The following is a 15,925-nucleotide window of genomic DNA, read 5'->3' as shown; positions in this document are numbered from 1 at the left end:
GAGGATCTTGTGTTTTTGATTTTGCAAAGATTGTTGTTCTGTACTGACTCGAATATAGCCAAAAATCATCACAATCTCCTCTTTGCTATAAAATAGATAATAATTAAGTATTTTATCATATATTTTTATTTTATATCTGACCTTATTCATAGCTTATATTAATGTAAACTAACGGTCGTTAAAATAGTAAAAAATTGGGATCGTCATGCCGCTTATTCAAATCCTCAGCTATTCCCAAAAAAAAGAGTTCGATACACCGCCTGTTTTAGATAACGATATAAGAAATGAGGTTTTTGCATTGCCAGATTTATTGCAACGTGAACTCGAAAATTTTGAAAGCGATGCAAACCGAACCTTTTTTATCGCGTTATATGGTTACTTCAAGTTAACAAGAATTTTTTATGAACCAGGTGCAATTATGCCTGAAGACATCGCTTATATCCAAAGCCGATATCTCTTTGAGTCGTGCACATTGAATCCGCCCCATATAAAGACACGCATCCGTTATAAGAGGCTTATCCGCGATCACTTTGGCTATCAATCACCAGATGGCACACTTCAGCAGAAATTGAAAGACGCCGCTAATAAACTCATTACACAGCTGCCAACACCAAAAGCACTTTTCTATGCATTGGTTGAATTGGCAGTCGGATATCGTTATGAAGTTCCATCCTATACCTTTCTCTCAAAAATTATCACCGATGCGATGAACCATCGTCGTAATAATATATTTGGTAAGCTCAAATCTTATTCAGCTCATACTGCGTTGCAGCCGTTGGAACTGTTGATCCAAACCGATGAAACACTGCCAGGACGTTATGTGCTCTCACGATTCAAAAAGTTTTCCCATTCACTCAAACCTTCAAAGATCAAAGAGGAGGTTCGTACATTTGAGACAGTCCGAAATATCCATACATCAATCTCGAATATCATACGAGATATTAGCCTTGAAGAGAATACTGCTCGCCACTACGCCCAGTGGGTTGAGAAAAGCGATATGCATCAGATACTTCGAAAAGCCAAGCACAAATGGCAGTTTGATCTGATTTGTTTTGTTGTTCATCAAACCAGAATACGGAGTGATCAGCTTTGCGACATACTGGTCCAATCGGTTCAAAGTGCAAAGATATCAGCTCTGCGTGAACACCAGAACGTTTATTTCCTCCAGCGCCAGTCTCGCTCCAAAGCATCCGCCGAAATCGCAGACTTAGTCAAAAACAGCCTAATCCCAAAACTGCACTCCATTCAAAAGACAATTGCTTCCAATATCGATACAGAAGAAAAGATTCGTCTCATTGGAGAGCAGGTTGAAGCGATGATTGCGGATGAAGAGGAGAAAAAGCCTTATTTAGACGCCCATGAGGAACTTGAGGATTATACCGGTTATCACACAATACTTGAGATACGCTCCCGTAAACTTCAGAACCGTGTATCAGATATCATCAAGGCTCTCGAATTTGATGAAAAAGAATCAGACAAATCGCTAATGAAGGCAATTGCGCATTTCAGGACAACCGGTGCCAATATAACTAATAAGTTACCAATGGAGTTTTTGAGAGAAGAGGAGAGAAACTCTCTATTGCAAAGTAGCACGGACGAGCCGTTTCGGATATCGCTGTATAAAATGTTTCTCTTCATTGCCATTGCAGATGGTATCAAATCAGGATCACTCAACCTTAAACACTCCTACCGCTACCGCGCATTTAACGATTATCTGATTAATATGGAAGAATATCATCAGTTTAAAGCTGATTATCTCAAACAACATCAAATGGAATCGTTACATACTCATGAAAATATTCTAAAAGATCTCAAAGGCGAACTCGATGGGATTTATCGAAGCGTTAACAGCAATATTATCAAGGGGATTAATTCATTTTTTCACACACGTGGTGATGGTTCTTATATGGTTCACACCCCAAAGTTAGAGAAAAAAGATGAGGATGAGGGAATCGGTATATATCTACCAAAAGAGAAATTCATACCTCTCATTGATGTGCTTCGTCAGATAGATCGTTTATCAATCTACAGTGCGAAATTCCTCCACCATACACGTACACTGCATCACCGTTCCCCTAAATCCAATGCACTGTACGCCTCCATTATCGGCTACGGCTGTAATATCAGCATCCCGAAGATGGCAAAAATATCTAAAGGGATATCAGCACATGATATTGATCATATCCGCACTTGGTATCTATCTCCCGATATGCTCCAAGAAGCCAATGATGCGGTACTCGCTTTTACAGAAAGCCTTGACGTGCCCATGTTGTTTCGATCAAACCCCCATAAAAACCATACTGCCAGTGATGGACAAAAATTTAATCTCAGCGTCGATTCACTCAATTCAGGGCATTCATTCAAATATTTCGGGTTAGGAAGAGGATCGACGCGATATACCTTTTCAGATGAATCCGGGCGGTTATTCTATACAACTGTTATCAATGCAAGTGAGCGTGAAGCGGCTTATGTTATTGATGGACTGATGCATCAAGAGGTGATTCAAAGTGATATCCACTCCACCGATACATTCGGATACAGCGAGATAATTTTCGCGTTAACACATCTGCTTGGATTTATGTTTGCGCCAAGGATCAAGAATTTTAAGGACCAGCAACTCTATGCGTTCGAGCCTAAAAAACTTTACCGCGATAACGGCTATGCGCTTCTGCCAGTTAAGCAAATAAATACTCAAATCATTGAAGAGCAGTGGGAACAGATAGTCCGATTGGTACTTACCATTAAGGAACGTAGAGTCAGCGCATCACAGCTGCTCAAACGGCTGACTTCGTATTCACGCAAACATAAACTCTATCAAGCTCTCAGAGAGTTCGGGCGTATCATCAAGACACGATTTCTGCTCACTTACATTGATGACGTGTCCTTGCGACAGCAGATCGAAAAGCAACTGAACAAAGTGGAGAACGCCAACAAATTCTCCAGAGCGGTTTTTTTCGGAAACAGCGGTGAATATTTTTATGCCACAAAGGAAGAGCAGGATATTGCCAGCAATGCACTGCGGCTGATTCAAAACTCGATTATCTGCTGGAACTATCTCTATTTTTCAAACCTGCTGGCCAAAGAAAAAGATCCAGAACAGCAAAGCAAAATTGTCAATGCCCTCAAAAACGGCTCTATAGTACACTGGCAACATATCAATTTTTACGGTGAGTATGATTTTACAGAAAAGCAGATTGAGGATGAATTCGATATGGAAGCGATTAAAGCCTTATCGGCATAGCAGACTGCTTCTGAAATGGAAAAACGATTTGTAGAGGCTTGTAGAATGAATTTAAGCTAACTTTAAAACGCATGGGAATAAAAATCCCTTTGTAGGTGGACACCCTATATTGGTAATTTAATATAATAATGGTAACTTAATTACTAATTAAAATAATATACGTATAATTCAATTAGTAATGTGTAAAAAAGGGGAATGTATGGCTAAAAAAATTAATGAAAAAATGAAAGAGATCAAAAAAGATTTGCTTCTTGAAGAGGCTTCCACGTTATTTGAAACAGTCGGTTACGAAAATATGAAAATATCAGATTTAGCAAAAAATGCGGGAGTGTCTCAAAGTACCATCTATGCTATTTTTGTTAATAAAGAAGGTTTATACCTTGAATATATTCGATATCACATCAAAGGTTTTATGGAAGAACTTAACAGTTCAATAACTCCAAACAGTACAAACCGTGACAAGATCGAAGCGTTCATCAAATTAAAATTTTCATACTACATACAAAAAGAAAAAGCGTTACAGCATACACTTAAGAATAATCCATTATTTTTCAATACGTTATACAACGACTTTAATAATCCCTTTGATGAAGTCTACGAATTCCTTGCCAATACCTTTAAGCAGTTTGATTCCAATGTAGATGACATCGAAGCGATGAAAAGAGCTTATGCCTTAAGCGGATACAGTGATGGATACATTAGTTTTTGGATGGTGACAAAAAATATAGACTTGCTTGAGAGTGTTCATGAAGTATGTACTACATTTCTGGCTACCTTGAAAGTTGACACTCATGGATAACAAAGAAACTAATGAAAATATCGCAGGGGTTTTAGCACGAAAATTTATCAAGCACCCACTAACGTTAATGTTGAGTCTGTTTATATTGGCGATGGGATATATCTCTTTGCAATCATCCGCCAGAGAAGCAAATCCGCAAATCGTGGTCGCAGGTGGGACGGTACTGATTCCCTATCCCGGAGTCAAAGCTGATGAGATTCAGAATCTGATTATCAAGCCGCTTGAAAGAAGGTTGCAAGAAATTCCGAATGTTGAAAACATTTACGGTATTGCACAGGACAATATGGCTATTTTTAACATACAGTTTTATTTAGGTACTGATTCCTCCGAAGCTGATTTCGATCTGTATAACAGTGTAATGCGTAATCTCGATGCTTTGCCGAAAGGGATCATGCAACCTATCATCAAAACTTTTAATATTGACTCTGATATCGCGGTAGCATCGGTAGCATTTTATTCCAAAGGCAAAGATAAGGATATTGTGGAGTTACACCGAAAACTCATTCCTGTTCAGCATCAAATTAATAGAATTAATGACGTTGCTCTGACTGACTTTATCGGTGAGCGCAAAGAGCAATTCAACGTGTTAGTTGATTTGCATAAACTCAGTGCTTACAACCTCTCGTTAGGTCATTTTATAAAAGCGGTCGAGGGAATAACGCTGAGAGTGCCGGATATGAAGGGACATTATGAAGATAATAAAATAATATTATTCGGGTTAAAAAAAGAAATTGAAACGGTACGTGATATTGAAAATATTCAAATAGCCAATTCCGTATATATCAGAGATGTTGCCAAGGTTGAAAAAGGTTTCGATATCCAAAACTATAAATCGGCTTTGATCCGTTCCAAAGAATTGGGACTGTCAAACGAAAAAGAGCAGATCACTTTAACCGTCTCCAAAAGAAAAGGTGCCAATGTTGTTGAAATCAATAATCAGATCAACGACCTCCTGGAAACCATGAAGCCACAGTTTGAAAAAGAAGGAATAGGATATATCATAACTCGTAATGACGGGTATACCGCAAACCATTCTGTTAATGAACTGGTTTTACATATCATTATATCCGTGATTATTATCGGTATTCTCTTGATTTTACAACTTGGTTATAAAGAAGCCTTTATCGTCACATTGACGGTTCCCATGATTATATCTTTAACCCTTTTGAGCGGATATCTATTAGGGTTGTCAATCAATAAAATTTCACTCTTTGCACTTCTTTTGAGTCTAGGGATATTAGTCGATGCCGCAATTATCGTCATAGAAAATATTCATCGACATTTTCATGACCATGAATCGAAAGATAAAAGCGTAGCAGAAATTGCTATTACGGCTACGAATGAAGTGGGAAACCCTACGAATCTCGCAACAGTGGCAATCATGATAACTTTTTTGAGTATTTTTTTAGTAGGCGGCACCATTGGTCAATATATCAGACCGTTGGCTATTTTCACACCAATTGCACTTTTTGCTTCGCTGTTGGTTGCCTATATATTTACACCGTATTTTGTCAATAAAATTATGACCAAAAGAGACTAGTATGCATACTAAAAGAAAGTTTATCGAAAAGACCGTTTTAAAGATTCTTCACAGTGATCGCAATCAAAAAGGCATTATTTTAGCCACATTAATCATAGTAGGAATTTCCATTATGATGTTTCCTACTATGTTGGTAAAAGCAAAACTTTTACCGAAGCCGACCGCAGATTATTTCACGATTTATGTAGACCTACCATCGGGAAAATCGATAGAGGAAACTAAAAAAGTCACTGAATGTATTACTAATACCATGCAAAATGAAAAAGAAATAGAGAATATGTCTATATTTTTGGGTGAAAGTCTGCCGGTGGATTTGTCAGCCATCATAAAATGGCGAGTACTCAAGTCGAATGAGAACACGGCAAATATTTTAGTCAACTTAAGTAAAAAAGAATCAAGAGAAGAAACTTCGCTTCTAATGGTTAGCCGGCTCAGACCCATAGTTCAAAAAGCCTGCAGCACGGAAGGAGCCAATATCAAATTTATCGAAGATCCGGCAGGTCCACCGGTGCTTGCTTCTTTGGTTGCAGAAATTACCAGTCCGAATTATCATAAGAACAATTTGAATACTTTGGCGAATGAAATATACACTATATTCAAAGATACAAAAACATTGGTAGACGTAGACATTGAGCGAGACCAAACGTATAAAAAATATGAAGTTGTTTTAAATGATGAGAAGATTTTTCGAGCAGGATTGAGTATAGATCACGTCAAAAATGTACTCTATGCCGCATTTGAAGGGATGGATATCGCTTATATCCATGACCCCTATGCCAACAATCAAATCCCGATTCATTTGGTGTTGAGCAAAGAGACAAAAAAATTATCAGATAATCAAAAAGAGACTCTACTTTATAAATTTAATGAATTAAAACTACTTAATTCACAGGGGATGATGGTACCTTTAAGCGAATTGGTAGAAATAAAAGATGCAACTAACACTAAAAAAATAGTCTCTAAAAACTTAACGCCGCTCATCAGTATCATTGCGGAAGCGGATATGGAAAGTCAGATATATCCTTTGCTGGATGCTCGAAAAGTTATTATGGAAAAACTTGCGGGGAAATACACTATCGAGAAAACAAAATTTTTAGATTTAAAACTAACCCATAAAAAAACAGGTGAAGAATTTTATCTCCATTGGGACGGAGAACAAAAACTTACCTTTGAAACATTTAGAGATTTGGGTTTTGCTCTTTTAGTTTCGATTATCATGATTTTTCTCTTGATGGTGATCTACTATCATAGTTTTTCACTCGCTACTGGGATTATTCTGGCAAGTTTTATTTCCATAGCAGGCGTTATTTATATGCATTTTATTATCGACATATTTTCACCTACAACCTTTTTTATAACCGGTACGTCTTTAGTAGGATTCATCGGTCTGATAGGAATAAACTCAAGAAACTCTTTATTGATTATAGATTTTGCGAAACAACTAATCGAAGAAAAACATTTTAGTGTAGACAAGGCGATAGCCGTTTCCATTCAAACAAGAGCCAAACCTATTTTACTCACAGTCCTTGCTGTTGTATTCGCCAGTTCTCTTTTGGTCTTAGACCCCGTGTTTAGCGGTTTGGGTGCTGCCCTCATAGGCGGCACCCTTATCGCGTATCTGGTTTCTCTTTTTGTAGTGCCGGTATTGATTTTCAAACCACTGAAAAAAATGTATCCAAATCATGACGATACCTTCACTGCCTGATTTTTTAGTATGGCCCAAAAGAAAAGCATTTATATCGGCATTATTATGAATATGAGTAAGTTCACTAAAAATAAATTGGCCTACCACCATAAAAATCTCAAAGAGTCATTAGTAGAAACAGCATTCGAGATAGTTGATAAAGAAGGGTTAAAAGTACTAACACTGCGCGAATTATCCATTCGGCTGAACATATCAAGGTCAGCTATATATCGTCATTATGATAATAAGGAAGCACTAATTTTAGATGTTATGGATAAAGGGTATAAACAACTTAATTTGGTATTAGCTCCTATCTTACAAGATAAAACTCATAGTATTGCAAAGCGTTTTGAAATGATGTTGGGGGAGTATCTCAATATTGCGATGGAGCAACCAAACCTTTACCGTTTACTGTTCGGAAATAAATATCATAAAGAGTATGAAAAATCACATGGCCATAAAGATGAAAATCACCTAATGGGCTTGCACCCCCTCATAAGTCTTCTCGTAGATGCCCAAGAAACTGAGGGTATCGTATTAGAAAATCCAATGCTTCAGCTGACAATAATATGGGCTTCTGTCCATGGTCTTGCATTATTCTTAGTTGATGGAAATTTATTGATAAAGTCGAACAAGGAAGCAATTAATGAATACTTGAAAAATGTATTGTTAAAAGTCTTAAAGGGGTTGTAAGAGTAAAAATTACTGCGAAAACTTGTTTCGCATTCCGAATAACGCGCCCGCTAAACCTATAGCCACACTTGATGCAATTATAAAAGGTAAAAAACTTCCATAATGATCCCATAACCAACCACTAACAGTTAACGATATGAGGGTAGCTGCTCCAATAGACGTATAATAGACCCCATAGGCAGTTGCTTTTAGCTCAAGCGGTGCGGTATCGGAGATAATTGCTTTTGCTAATGAGTTAAATCCTCCGGCAAAAAATCCGTAAATGGCAAATCCAAGCCATGCACCCAAAATCGTTCCTGATGACATGGCAAAAGCTCCCAAACCAAATGCTAAATAGACGATAGACAATAGCGTAATTTTTCCGAAACGGTCTGCCATTTCACCAATCGGTATAGCAAAAACTGATAAGATAAGATTATAGAGGGTGTACGCTAATGGAATCATAGCTAGGGCCATACCATTATCTCCCGCTTTGAGGATCATAAACGAATAATTCATAGCGAAGAGACTAAAGATGCTTTGAAAACCGACTAACCAATAAAACGGTGTACTCAGTGCTTTTGGACGGAATTTTCGTAATGGTGAAGGGGTGAACGGAGCATCTGTTACAAATAATACAAGAATCGCTAGAGAAATAATACCTGGGATGAGGCTAAGAGCGAAAATAGTCCGAAATGTAGCTTCACTCTGTCCCAAAAACCACAATAATACAAAAGCGCTCAATGAGCCTGCAACAGCTCCAACGCTGTCCATCATTTTATGAAACCCAAAAATAAAACCGCTTACCTCTTTCTGAGTGTTGGCACTGATAAGGGCATCACGAGGTGCAGACCGGATCCCTTTACCTACTCGGTCAGCAATACGGATTGTTGCAATCATTGTAGCACTTTGGGCAAAAAAAGCAAACGGCTTGATAATGTTAGATAAACCATATCCGATAATGGTAAGCCCTTTACGCTTTCCAGCCCGATCAGAATAAAAGCCGGATAGCGCGATAAGTAACGCAACACCCATTTCTGCAGACCCTTCAATCAATCCAATCTCACCTTTTGTTGCGTGTAAAAAATGCTCCAAAAATATCGGCAAGAGAGGCAAGACCATTTCGGTTGAAAAGTCAGTAAAAAAGCTGTTGATTCCCAAAGCGATGATATTTTTATTGATTTTTTTCACTGGTTTCCTTCCAATATAACTCGGGAAAAATATTGGGATATAAGTGTCGAAGAATTTTAGAAGTGATAGAGGTTTTATTCGCTGAGATACTTCTTTACCTGTAACACTTTTTTCTTAGCTTCACTATCACAAGAAAATTTCAATATGATTTGTCTTTAGGTTAACTAAAAACAGATTAATTCATACTTTATTGCATTCCCCAAAAGGGGAAACAGCTTTAGAGACTTTGACGAACGCGTTTGGTCGCTTCAACCATATTTTCTAATGCCGCTTTGGTCTCTGCCCATCCACGGGTTTTCAAACCACAGTCAGGATTAATCCAGAGCTGAGCGGCGGGAAGGACTTCGAGAAGTGCATGGATTTGTTTTTCCATCTCTTCAATACTAGGGATCCGAGGAGAATGGATATCATAGACTCCCAGTCCCACTTCCTGTGCATACCCAACTTCGGCAAAGATTTTCAGTAATCGGTTTCCGCTTCGTGACGTTTCGATCGAGATTACATCCGCGTCCATCGCTTCGATGGTTTTGATGATATCGGTAAACTCGCTGTAGCACATGTGGGTATGGATTTGGGTATCACGTTCCGCCACGGCGGTGGATAGGAGGAAACTCTCCAATGCCCATTTTTCATATTCGGCACGTTTTTCACGACGCAGCGGATACCCCTCTTTGAACGCCGCTTCGTCCACTTGGATCATTTTGATCCCGGAGCGTTGCAAATCATCTACTTCATCGCGGATAGCGAGGGCGATTTGAGTTGAAGTGAGGGAGCGGGGCTGATCGTCACGGACGAAACTCCAGTTGAGAATCGTTACGGGTCCCGTGAGCATCCCTTTCATCGGTCGCGCTGTAAGACTTTGGGCAAATAGACTCCATTCTAGCGTCATTGGGTACGGTCGGCTCACATCACCATAAAGTAGTGGTGGTTTGACACATCGGCTTCCGTAGCTCTGTACCCAGCCATTGCTGCTAAAAGCAAATCCGCTGAGTTGTTCACCGAAATACTCCACCATATCGTTACGCTCAAACTCCCCGTGCACCAAGACATCCAGATCAATCGACTCTTGAAATTCGACGCAATCACGGATCCCATTTTTCATTTCGATTTCATAGATTTCTCGGGAGATGAGCCCTTTTTTGAACTCTTGACGAATTTTGCGGATGTCTGCGGTTTGGGGAAACGATCCGATGGTTGTCGTCGGTAGAATCGGCAGATCGAACAAATCGTGCGCTGCTTCTTGTCGAAGGGGAAACGGATAAGTACGTTTGTAATCACCGCTTTGCAATGCAGAGAGTCGTATTTGAACCGCAGGGTCGGTGCGAGAGGGGTCATATCGCTGATATACGATTTCTTCATTGTCAAAAAATGCTTTTGAGAGAGCGGATAGTTCTGTGAGCTTCTCTTCGGCAAAGGCTAATAATGTCTTCACATTTGCATCCAATGTTGTTTCATGTCGCAACGTATAGGGGACATGCAAAAGTGAACATGAACTGCTGAGGCTCAGACGCTCTTTGGGAATATAATCTGCGATTGTATTCAAGGTCTTTAGTGAAGCGGAAAGATCGTTTTTCCAGACATTGCGACCGTTTATGATCCCGACGCTCACGTGTTTATCACTTTTGCCTAACACCTCAAGCGATTCGATATTTTTCTCTCCGTGAACAAAATCAAGATAAAGCCCTTTAATGGGAGTGTGCACCAAAACGGCAGTCGCTTCGTTGGAATGTTCAAAATAGGTTGCTACCCAAAGAGGCGCAAGTGTTCCCAGCCGATCATACGCTATTTTGAGCAAGGATAGATCGTGAGGCGTAGGATCACACACGAGTGATGGTTCATGTATTATGATCTCGGCATCTAAAGCTTGCAATGTTTCTAATAAAGCGACGTATTGTGCTATTACCTTATCAAACAGCGCTTGACGTACCGATTCGGAGCATTTTGAGAGAGCAAAAAATGTCATTGGACCGATCAGCTGAATACACCCCTCTAATCCGAGAGCTTTGGCTTCGTTAAACTCATGGATGATTTTTTCGGCATTCACTGCGCCGAACACAAATTGATCGTGCAATTCAGGAACAAGGTAGTGGTAGTTGGTGTTGAACCATTTGGTCATTTCCATCGCCACATGGCTCTCATCTCCCCGTGCCATCGTAAAATATCGACGTATTGGGTCGGATATATCGCTAAAGCGTTCGGGTGTAGCACCGAGGGTTACCATGATATCAAGCATAGTGTCGTAGAAGCTAAAATCGTTAATGGCAACTTTTTGGATACCGGAATCACGCTGTAAGTTCCAGTGGCGCTTTCGAAGATCAGATGCAATTGTCTCCAGTTCATCGAAGCCAATAGTTCCTTTCCAAAAACTTTCTAATGCAAATTTGAGTTCTCTTTTTTCTCCGATACGTGGAAATCCGAGCAGGGTAATAGTATTTTTCATAATGTGTTTCCTTGTACATGTAAAACCGTAGGGTCATGTTTATAGAGGCACTTCTCCATTAATTATGTCAATGGAATGTGCCACATGAGCGACTAATATGGTGCTGATAATTACGAAAAGAAAAGAGGCGAGGGCGGAGAGGTATCAGTGTGAAAATAGCGAAATAAAAAGCGAAGTTTTGGGGTCAATGAGGAGAGATATAGGGCACATCGAGTTCGACGCCCGTAGAAACGGTTACAATGGCACTGACAACGGGATACCTTTGGGGTGAAAGGTTCTAGTGCTTCGAGGAGAATATCGAGTTCATCGGGGGGAGACTCATCGATACTCGCATCAGCAGAATAAATGCGATAGGCATGGCAACTTTGGGTGCGAACGGCACGGTTATGCAACGTCGTAGCATTGACAGTTGCGGTGATCGCTTGGAGTGAAAAATATTTTCCACCGAAACCTTTTGCCATAGTATCCTCATAAAATAATTGATGGAATTATACTGAAAAATTTCGAAACTATTTGACAGTATCATTTAGGTTTAATTAGTTATAATTTAATATGTTTAATGAAATTACTTCCCGACTTATTACTCTCGAAAATGATCTAAATTTCAAATCAGAATTAGATATACGTGTACAAATTCTCTCTATTCATCAACATATTCTTGATCAATGGGGATCTTTTTCCCCTGAAGAGGGATTTTTACTCACCAATAAAATTTTTAAAATCACTGAAGAATTAAACGAGAAAAATCGCCGTCCTGAATCTAATTAATCGATTTTAAATTTCTATCTACAATTTACTTCCAGCCGGAAAGTACGTTGTTAGCATTCATTCATCATTCAACTATACAATTTCTCATATCTGTTCGATCATGCATCAGGAGAGAAACGAATGTATAAATATCACGATAAATCCAAACGATTTTTAGCCACCGCTCTGATTACTACCGGTCTATTGGGCACGACTCCATTAATGAGTGAGGAAATCATTCATTCTGATCGCTCTGCCATCACACAAGAAAAGATTTCACCACGTATCGATTCACAATTGTGCAATCAACAGTTCCAATGCGCTAAAACGGGTTTTATTCTCCATTTCTTGCCCGAGGCAAAAGCACGTTTTATTCATCCACAATCCTCTCAAGCGCTTCATGCCGATTACCGTGTCCATTTTGATCACAGTATTGCGATGAACGTATATGAGAACCCATCCAAACACTTTGATCTGATGATGCATCAAATCAACATTGCCTCCGATGGATTCAGTGCCAAGGTCAATGGAGAGACCCGCTATTTTCAGAAGGTTTAGTTCCTTTTATTTGATCTTTTGGCGCATCATGAGTTCGGGATTATTCTTCACATAAGCACTGAACGTCGTATTGGTTGACGTGTGCCCCAGCTCCATCGCGACAATTGCCAAATCTTTCCCATCGGCGAGCTCTTTGGTCGCATATCCCCTACGGATGATATGACGTCCGCTTTTATTCACCCCGATCGCTTTTAGAGCATAAGTGGTGAATTTCCACATATCCACATCGGGCATTTTCTTATTCGTGTAGGTTCCGTTGGTATAGGTACTGGAGAGGACATAGGAAGGATCCGGGAGTACGGCTCTCATGTAATGGACAAACGGTTCAATCTCTTCACGTCTCACCACTACTTCGCGGTATTTATCCCCTTTGGTCGTATGATAGGCGATCGTATAAAACAGATGTGTAGTACCATGGTCATCTTTATATTCAGACTCTTTGATATACTCCATTTTTAGAGAGATCACTTCATCGGCACGTGCACCGCTTAGGCAGTAAAGCAGTACGATCAAGGCATTGCGATAGGCATAACGCTCCGAACTCTTTGGGAAATGCTCTTTAAAAACTTCAGGCCAATGCTTCATAAAATCGATTAGTTCTTCGAGTTCACTCTCAGTGACAAACTCCGTTTTACGTTTTTGCACTTTGATTTTGGTGAAGTATTTAAAGAGGGAAGTGAAGTCTTTGTTCTCTTTATTGTTTTCACTGATGAACAGCAGAAGCTGTTTAAGTACGGTTAAACGGTGAGAGAGACTTTTCTCATAGCGATAGACAATAGAGAGCTTCGCATCGTTTTTCCCCCGGTTGGCTTTACGATTGGAGAGGACTTGATGATACTCTTCCTTCGATATTTTTTTAGCTTCGAGATCTTTAGAGGCGAGATGTTCTTGGTACCACATGAGGTAGTTATTCACAAACTTCGCCGATAACCCATCCAAATCCATGATCGAATCATACTGATGAGAAAACTCTATAAGAGGGGTCAGTGCTTCTCCGTAGGATTTACGGGTCTTATCGCTTACCCCTTGAGCCACCTTCTCAGTAATGTAGCGATCACGCCAGGCATCGAGATCGCTTACTAACCCTTTTCCGGTACAGAGATCCCACTCGGCAAGGTCGTCTTGGAAGTGTTGAGGGGACATCTAAATGCCTTCAATAGTAATAACAATTACGCTATGTTTTGTATCATTAATCATGAGTTAACAGCCATTTCCAAAGAGGGATTAAATAGACTATTTTATCTCCTACACTCATGGAGCCTTCACGCTCTTTTGTGATGAGAACACTCTTATCCACCCCTATGAACTCCATCCCCTCGGCAAGTGAGTTTATTTCACGCTCGAAGGTGTCAGGATTGCTGATATCCACGCTGACATTGATAAGCTGTTTTTCACCGTCAATTACACAATAAAAATCGATTTCCTGACGCTCTTTGATGTAATAGACTTCATTGGTTTTGGACCTGAGTGCCAAAAAGACGAGATTTTCATAGAGTTTGGAGTAATCAGGTGAAAATGAGGCATCATACACCGCTCGCAGTCCGTTATCGATTGCATAGATTTTTTTAGGATTACGCTGCTCTTCACGTACAGAGCTTCTAAATATTGGGATACTAAAAATGGCATAGGCCTCTTCCAAATATCCGAAATAATCAAACAGTGTCTCTTTGCCGAGCTTAAAGCCATTAGATTTAAAGTCGTTATAGAGCTTGGTAATACTCACCGAGGTTGCCATGTTGACGAATGCATATTTGATCAAATGTTTCAAAAGAGCGGTATTGGTAATACCATAGCGTTCAATGAGGTCCTTATAGACAATCAGATTCACGTAATCGCTCAGAATCCTTTTTTGAATGGATCCCTCTTGCCCTATTGTTTCAGGAAATCCTCCACAGAGCAGATACTCTTCAAAATTGTGCTTGATAAAGCTCAGTGATTTAGAAGAATCTAGATTGACGGTAATGTTTTTAAAACGGAGATACTCTTTGAAAGAAAACGGGAATATCTCATATGTGAGCGTTCGCCCGCGCAGCGATGTAGCTATCTCGCTACTGAGGAGTTTGGAAGAAGAACCGGTGATGATAATCTGAACATTTAATGTATCGTATATACGACGGATAAACACTTCCCATCCCGGAATGTTTTGCACTTCATCGACAAAGAGATAGATTTTTTCATCCCTTTTTTCAGGGTACAGCTCGAAATATCCTTCAATAAGATCATCCAAATCACTGACAGTGGTTCCCATCAACCGGTCATCTTCAAAATTAATATACACAATATTCTTAGAGTCGATATTCTCTCGAAGTTCTTCAATCATCTTATAAAGGATTGAAGTTTTACCACAACGACGCACTCCTATAAGAGTAATTATCTTATCATTAAATAAAGGAATTTGAACATCACGTTTAATTGTAGGTCGTAGACTACGTTCTTGAAAATCGATGATAATACGGCGAAATACTTCTCTCATATTTTATCCTTTTATATAAAACCAATTTTATATATTTTTGTACTTATTGTCAAGTACTAAATTAACACGGTTAATACTTTTATCAATCACCATACATCATAAAATCACTTGCTACATAATTGCAGCTTGTTGAACTTTGGTAGACTACAATGTTTCCACATTTTGGATGAATCTTTTTCAACCGTTTTAAAAAAGTCGATAAACCTACAAAAGGATTTTTTTTCCCATCCATTTTAAAAAATCTTAAATAGCAACCATTCAGAAAACGGAAAACATAGCACGTTAAGATAATCAAGCCTTTCCAATCTATAAGTCAAATATTATTGACCTATCTCTACATATTGTCAAATTATGAATATATAGTCTAGTTAATTAGACTATATATGATACTAATGACACATTAAGTATCTAAACAATATCCAATCTCTATTAAATGACCTCTATATTTTCAACGAAGCAATCAAAACTCATCTCTAAATCTATCGATCATTTAATAAATTATAGCAAAATTGCCTTTTACTTACAAGATAATATTGTATTATCTTAGTATTAATACCAAAACGAAGCCATATTGTGCATC

General features: G+C 39.1%; 12 protein-coding genes. 7 read left to right on the top strand and 5 right to left on the bottom strand.

The annotated features are described in order from the left end of the window. Positions 1–205 precede the first annotated feature (205 nt). The 5 genes from WC407_RS14700 to WC407_RS14680 all read left to right on the top strand — a co-directional run bounded on the left by WC407_RS14700 (position 206) and on the right by WC407_RS14680 (position 7,957). On the top strand, positions 206–3,241 hold the full coding sequence (locus WC407_RS14700; protein ID WP_373023397.1) for a Tn3 family transposase: 3,036 nt from the start codon (positions 206–208) through the stop codon (positions 3,239–3,241). 199 nt (positions 3,242–3,440) lie between these two features. Beyond that, entirely contained in the window at positions 3,441–4,040 is a 600-nt protein-coding gene (locus WC407_RS14695; RefSeq protein ID WP_373023396.1) for a TetR/AcrR family transcriptional regulator, read from the top strand. Further along, positions 4,033–5,580: an efflux RND transporter permease subunit gene (locus tag WC407_RS14690; protein ID WP_373023395.1), complete on the top strand. Its 1,548-nt coding sequence runs from the start codon at positions 4,033–4,035 to the stop codon at positions 5,578–5,580. The genes WC407_RS14695 and WC407_RS14690 overlap by 8 nt, the downstream gene beginning before the upstream one ends. Before the next feature lies 1 nt (position 5,581). Then, complete coding sequence (locus WC407_RS14685) at positions 5,582–7,285, top strand: efflux RND transporter permease subunit (protein ID WP_373023394.1); 1,704 nt, start codon at positions 5,582–5,584, stop codon at positions 7,283–7,285. Between the two features lie 9 nt (positions 7,286–7,294). Then, the gene (locus WC407_RS14680) at positions 7,295–7,957 is read left to right on the top strand and encodes a TetR/AcrR family transcriptional regulator (protein ID WP_373023393.1); all 663 of its coding nucleotides are present in this window, start codon (positions 7,295–7,297) and stop codon (positions 7,955–7,957) included. 9 nt (positions 7,958–7,966) lie between these two features. Here the strand turns inward: WC407_RS14680 and WC407_RS14675 are convergent, their stop codons facing one another. From WC407_RS14675 to WC407_RS14665, 3 genes are all read right to left on the bottom strand, one after another. Continuing rightward, on the bottom strand, positions 7,967–9,127 hold the full coding sequence (locus WC407_RS14675) for an MFS transporter (protein ID WP_013449977.1): 1,161 nt from the start codon (positions 9,125–9,127) through the stop codon (positions 7,967–7,969). Positions 9,128–9,344: 217 nt separating this feature from the next. Continuing rightward, positions 9,345–11,567 carry a 5-methyltetrahydropteroyltriglutamate--homocysteine S-methyltransferase gene (metE, locus tag WC407_RS14670; protein WP_373023392.1) on the bottom strand — a complete coding sequence of 741 codons (2,223 nt, stop codon included), beginning with the start codon at positions 11,565–11,567 and terminating at the stop codon, positions 9,345–9,347. A gap of 110 nt (positions 11,568–11,677) precedes the next feature. Further along, on the bottom strand, positions 11,678–12,028 hold the full coding sequence (locus WC407_RS14665) for a hypothetical protein (RefSeq protein WP_013449975.1): 351 nt from the start codon (positions 12,026–12,028) through the stop codon (positions 11,678–11,680). Between the two features lie 91 nt (positions 12,029–12,119). On the opposite strand from WC407_RS14665, the gene WC407_RS14660 reads away from it, so the two are divergent. Both WC407_RS14660 and WC407_RS14655 read left to right on the top strand, forming a co-directional pair. After that, complete coding sequence (locus tag WC407_RS14660) at positions 12,120–12,335, top strand: hypothetical protein (RefSeq protein ID WP_013449974.1); 216 nt, start codon at positions 12,120–12,122, stop codon at positions 12,333–12,335. A 120-nt stretch (positions 12,336–12,455) separates the two neighbouring features. Continuing rightward, positions 12,456–12,872: a hypothetical protein gene (locus tag WC407_RS14655; protein ID WP_013449973.1), complete on the top strand. Its 417-nt coding sequence runs from the start codon at positions 12,456–12,458 to the stop codon at positions 12,870–12,872. A 6-nt stretch (positions 12,873–12,878) separates the two neighbouring features. Here WC407_RS14655 and WC407_RS14650 read toward each other — a convergent pair whose 3' ends face one another. Both WC407_RS14650 and WC407_RS14645 read right to left on the bottom strand, forming a co-directional pair. Then, a complete protein-coding gene (locus WC407_RS14650) occupies positions 12,879–14,015 on the bottom strand; it encodes a site-specific integrase (protein WP_013449972.1) in 1,137 nt (378 codons plus the stop codon). A gap of 46 nt (positions 14,016–14,061) precedes the next feature. Beyond that, a complete protein-coding gene (locus WC407_RS14645; protein WP_013449971.1) occupies positions 14,062–15,345 on the bottom strand; it encodes an ATP-binding protein in 1,284 nt (427 codons plus the stop codon). Positions 15,346–15,925: the final 580 nt, after the last annotated feature.

The organism is Sulfuricurvum sp., from assembly GCF_041651515.1.
GTDB lineage: Bacteria > Campylobacterota > Campylobacteria > Campylobacterales > Sulfurimonadaceae > Sulfuricurvum.
Note: the sequence above shows the minus strand (reverse complement) of the source record. Positions and strands in the feature narration are given on the sequence as shown.

Excerpts from the sequence above, each read along its gene's own strand:
- WC407_RS14700 (WP_373023397.1), top strand. The coding sequence starts at position 206 with ATGCCGCTTATTCAAATCCTCAGCTATTCCCAAAAAAAAGAGTTCGAT.
- WC407_RS14695 (WP_373023396.1), top strand. The coding sequence starts at position 3,441 with ATGGCTAAAAAAATTAATGAAAAAATGAAAGAGATCAAAAAAGATTTG.
- WC407_RS14690 (WP_373023395.1), top strand. The coding sequence starts at position 4,033 with ATGGATAACAAAGAAACTAATGAAAATATCGCAGGGGTTTTAGCACGA.
- WC407_RS14685 (WP_373023394.1), top strand. The coding sequence starts at position 5,582 with ATGCATACTAAAAGAAAGTTTATCGAAAAGACCGTTTTAAAGATTCTT.
- WC407_RS14680 (WP_373023393.1), top strand. The coding sequence starts at position 7,295 with ATGGCCCAAAAGAAAAGCATTTATATCGGCATTATTATGAATATGAGT.
- metE (WP_373023392.1), bottom strand. The coding sequence starts at position 11,567 with ATGAAAAATACTATTACCCTGCTCGGATTTCCACGTATCGGAGAAAAA.
- WC407_RS14665 (WP_013449975.1), bottom strand. The coding sequence starts at position 12,028 with ATGGCAAAAGGTTTCGGTGGAAAATATTTTTCACTCCAAGCGATCACC.
- WC407_RS14660 (WP_013449974.1), top strand. The coding sequence starts at position 12,120 with ATGTTTAATGAAATTACTTCCCGACTTATTACTCTCGAAAATGATCTA.
- WC407_RS14655 (WP_013449973.1), top strand. The coding sequence starts at position 12,456 with ATGTATAAATATCACGATAAATCCAAACGATTTTTAGCCACCGCTCTG.
- WC407_RS14650 (WP_013449972.1), bottom strand. The coding sequence starts at position 14,015 with ATGTCCCCTCAACACTTCCAAGACGACCTTGCCGAGTGGGATCTCTGT.
- WC407_RS14645 (WP_013449971.1), bottom strand. The coding sequence starts at position 15,345 with ATGAGAGAAGTATTTCGCCGTATTATCATCGATTTTCAAGAACGTAGT.